The organism is Mycobacterium sp. (assembly GCF_039583785.1).
Lineage (GTDB): Bacteria > Actinomycetota > Actinomycetes > Mycobacteriales > Mycobacteriaceae > Mycobacterium.
Window position 1 is genome coordinate 1 of record NZ_JAVKSG010000176.1, and the last position, 2,289, is coordinate 2,289.

4 protein-coding genes are annotated in these 2,289 nt (G+C 36.5%); 1 reads left to right on the forward strand and 3 read right to left on the reverse strand.

Annotated elements, in window-relative coordinates:
• Window positions 1-220 precede the first annotated feature (220 nt).
• The 3 genes from ABDV69_RS21080 to ABDV69_RS21090 all read right to left on the reverse strand — a co-directional run bounded on the left by ABDV69_RS21080 (window position 221) and on the right by ABDV69_RS21090 (window position 1,572).
• A complete protein-coding gene (locus ABDV69_RS21080) occupies window positions 221-538 on the reverse strand; it encodes a YddF family protein (RefSeq protein WP_343577752.1) in 318 nt (105 codons plus the stop codon).
• 122 nt (window positions 539-660) lie between these two features.
• Complete coding sequence (locus ABDV69_RS21085; RefSeq protein ID WP_343577753.1) at window positions 661-951, reverse strand: hypothetical protein; 291 nt, start codon at window positions 949-951, stop codon at window positions 661-663.
• A gap of 273 nt (window positions 952-1,224) precedes the next feature.
• Window positions 1,225-1,572, reverse strand: coding sequence for a hypothetical protein (locus ABDV69_RS21090; RefSeq protein WP_343577754.1), 348 nt, complete (start codon window positions 1,570-1,572; stop codon window positions 1,225-1,227).
• A gap of 369 nt (window positions 1,573-1,941) precedes the next feature.
• On the opposite strand from ABDV69_RS21090, the gene ABDV69_RS21095 reads away from it, so the two are divergent.
• Window positions 1,942-2,286, forward strand: a complete 345-nt coding sequence (locus tag ABDV69_RS21095; protein WP_343577756.1) for a hypothetical protein — start codon at window positions 1,942-1,944, stop codon at window positions 2,284-2,286.
• Window positions 2,287-2,289: the final 3 nt, after the last annotated feature.

The window sequence follows — 2,289 nt, forward strand, 5'->3', positions numbered from 1 at the left end:
TCAATTTTGTCCTGAGTAATAGGTCGTCTGCCCATGACGATATATAGTTATTATAGTATTATATTTTTCTTTTCTTTTTCATCGAAAGAAATAAAAAAGTTATAAAAATAAAAAAGAAAGAAAAAGTCATCGTCATATCCAATCTGAATTACAGACGATTTCGCAAAAAAGTTATAAAACTAAAAAAGAAAAGAAAAGTTTTCTAAAACTTGTAGAAAAATTAAGAGATCCTCTGCAGGTAGCCGATCTCGTATGGGATCCTCTGGATCTCCTCTACAGAGAGGATTTTGCCTTCCGGCAACCTCTCCAAGATCCGGAAGACTATCGCCGAATCACCGGGGGCCATCCGAATTGCCATCCGGCTTGTGGGAATAGGCACACCGAGGATCTGAGATAAAAACTCGGCAGTGGCGGGATGGCCCACCGCAGAAACAAACTCATGACCGAGGATGGCACGTGCCGTCCTCAAGTCGATTTTTTCGAACCGATACTCACCATAGGTGGTAAGTATCGGAGTGTTTAGAACATAAACAGTCATTTTTTTACCTTAATGCTATATTCCCATAAGGCTATATAAGATTCTCTGTTTCTTTATATTTTATTCATGATTCAAGATGATAAAGATTAAAAAAGAAAAAAATATTAAATTATATAATTTTTTTACATATATACTTCAAAATGAAAACCTACTTTAAAGAAATCGAAAAGTTTTTCATCATGGTCATTTTCAAAAGAAGGTTCAGGTTTATCGAGATGTATCTCAATTATTGGCCCAAACTCATTTTTATCGGAATATTCAAAATATATAAGTCCATTTTCATGGATTTTGACACGAAGGCTTTTTCTTTCACTCGCCTTCAATTCCGATAATTCGCCAATAATAGGCATTCCAAATTTATTGAAGAGATATTTTGATATCTCTTCCATTTTTTTCGCTTCTGTTTCTTCCATTTCTTTTTCCTCCTTATAGGACATATGACATACAAGTATTTAAATGTTGTCATTCTTGGTAAGTAGTCAGTCTTAGGCGCATGAAACGGGCCATCCGGGATTCGGTCTCTTTTTTGAAGTTTTTCTCAATCATCCCCGGATCCCTTGGAGTCTCTGCAAGGGGTTTAATCATTGTATTAATATTGTTTAATCGTTATATAAAGATCTTTCGGTTGAAATACTATGGCGCTCATAATACCGTCTAAAAAAGTTATAATAAAAAATAAAAAAAAGTTATTGAAACTCATACCAGATGAGTTTCACGATCTTTTTCTCGACCGGATCCGGAGTGTCCGTCGAGAAAAAAAAGTTAAACAAAACCGCACACCCACTGGCGGTTTTGTAAACATTTTCTGCGGTTTGTGAATGACTGTCTCTGGCTCCCCCCGATTGATCCCACATTTCCCATTTCGCACCGATTTTCGAGTTTTTCAACTCAGAAAACGATACGGCGAGGTGCTCGATTGGGCTATTGACGTTGCTATAGCCGTTCCACCCACTGAGAGTGAACGCGGGTTTTTCAGCCACGATGTCAATCTCATCTATTCTTTCTATTTCTATTTCTTCTATCTCTTCTTTCATTTTTTTCCTCCTTATAGGACATATGCCATACGGGTATATAAATGTTGTCATTGTGAAAAATATCTGATTTTTTTCCTTTTTCCGAAACGGAACCAGTTTTTTCCGATAAACCTCTGGAATTTCTCCAAAGTTTCCTCGGGGTTTTTTTCTGATGTACCTCTACATGTCTATATCATTTCATGACCGAAAGAAAAGAAATAAAAAAGAAACAAAAAAATCAGCGGGCCCGCCGGGATAGAGGAAAAAGAAAAGAAAAGAAAAAACGGATAAGTTTCTTTTTCTTTTTATTTTTTATCGAAAAAAAATCGGATATTTTCAAGAATGACAATATTTAAATACTCGTATGTCATATGACATACAGGTGAAAAAATGAAAGAAGAAGAAGTGATTAGATATCTTACTGAAAACCAATTCAGTAAGATAATGGAAAAAAGTGAAGTATTGGGTTCGTTCACTAGGACGGCCATTGGTCTATACGAGACTGTGTATTTGGTTCTCGTCCCGGATGGGAAAAAGAAAAAACTACGTGTGATGGGGAAGTTCTCTGAAAGATTCGAGGGGAGGACACGCACGAGTCACTATATTGAATATATTTCTATTCCGGATTCGATCGACCAGTTCCATCTTACGATTTTGCAGATCGAAGAGATGGTCGAACCGGCCAGAAAAATCTTCCTCGACGTAATCGAGAAAGAAGACTTACCTGATTTTTAATTT

Coding starts and splice junctions, on each gene's coding strand:
- ABDV69_RS21080 (WP_343577752.1), bottom strand. CDS start 538: ATGACTGTTTATGTTCTAAACACTCCGATACTTACCACCTATGGTGAG.
- ABDV69_RS21085 (WP_343577753.1), bottom strand. CDS start 951: ATGGAAGAAACAGAAGCGAAAAAAATGGAAGAGATATCAAAATATCTC.
- ABDV69_RS21090 (WP_343577754.1), bottom strand. CDS start 1,572: ATGAAAGAAGAGATAGAAGAAATAGAAATAGAAAGAATAGATGAGATT.
- ABDV69_RS21095 (WP_343577756.1), top strand. CDS start 1,942: ATGAAAGAAGAAGAAGTGATTAGATATCTTACTGAAAACCAATTCAGT.